At 74.7% G+C, this 809-nt stretch carries 1 protein-coding gene; it reads right to left on the bottom strand.

Going from position 1 to position 809, the window contains the following annotated elements; translation table 11 throughout:
- Positions 1-785: ABC transporter permease (locus ACFQ4O_RS17945; protein WP_378777785.1), on the bottom strand; the 785-nt coding region annotated here is incomplete at its 3' end.
- Positions 786-809 lie beyond the last annotated feature (24 nt).

Below are 809 nucleotides of genomic sequence, written 5' to 3'. Positions count from 1 at the left end.
GCCCGGCGCGGGGCGCTCGCGGCGGCGGCGACCCCGTGGCGGCGGCGCGCCCAGCGCTCGATCCACACCAGCGCCAGCACGATCGCCAGCATGGCGAGCGCGATCTGGGCCGCGCCCTCCACGCTCGAGCGGTTCACCCAGGTGGCGTAGATGGAGACGGTGAGCGTGCGCACGCCCAGGAACTCGGCGGCGCCGATGTCGTTCAGCGCCTCCATCAGCGCCAGCGACACGCCGACCGCGATCGCCGGCCGGGCGAGCGGCAGCGCCACGCGCGCGAAGGCGCGGACCCCGCCGGCGCCGAGCGTGCGCGCCGCCTCCAGCATGTTGGCGGACTGCATCAGGAACAGCGCGCGGGTGGTGAGATAGACGTACGGGTAGAGCACCACGCCGAGCAGGAACACGCAGCCGCCGAGCGAGCGGATATCCGGGAACCACAGGTCGCGCGGGCGGACGATCCCGAACAGGTCGCGCAGCGTGGTCTGGACCGGGCCGATCGGGTGCAGCAGGTCGAGATAGGCGAAGGCGGCGATGTAGGTCGGCATCGCGAGCGGCAGCAGCAGCGCCCAGTCGAACAGGCGGCGGCCGGGGAAGCGGTAGGCGGTCACGATCCACGCCGCGCCGACGCCGATCGCGGAGGCGACCACGCCCACGCCCACGAGCAGCAGCAGCGTGTCGCGCAGCGCCTGCGGCAGCACATAGGCGGCGAGATGCGGCCAGAGATCGCCGGAGCCCCGCAGCGCGAGGCCGGCGAGGCACGCCACGGGGGCGAGCGCGAGCAGCCCCACGACGACGCTGGCGGCGAGCCAGCG

The organism is Methylopila musalis (assembly GCF_042679725.1).
GTDB classification, from domain to species: domain Bacteria; phylum Pseudomonadota; class Alphaproteobacteria; order Rhizobiales; family Methylopilaceae; genus Methylopila; species Methylopila musalis.
Note: the sequence above shows the minus strand (reverse complement) of the source record. Positions and strands in the feature narration are given on the sequence as shown.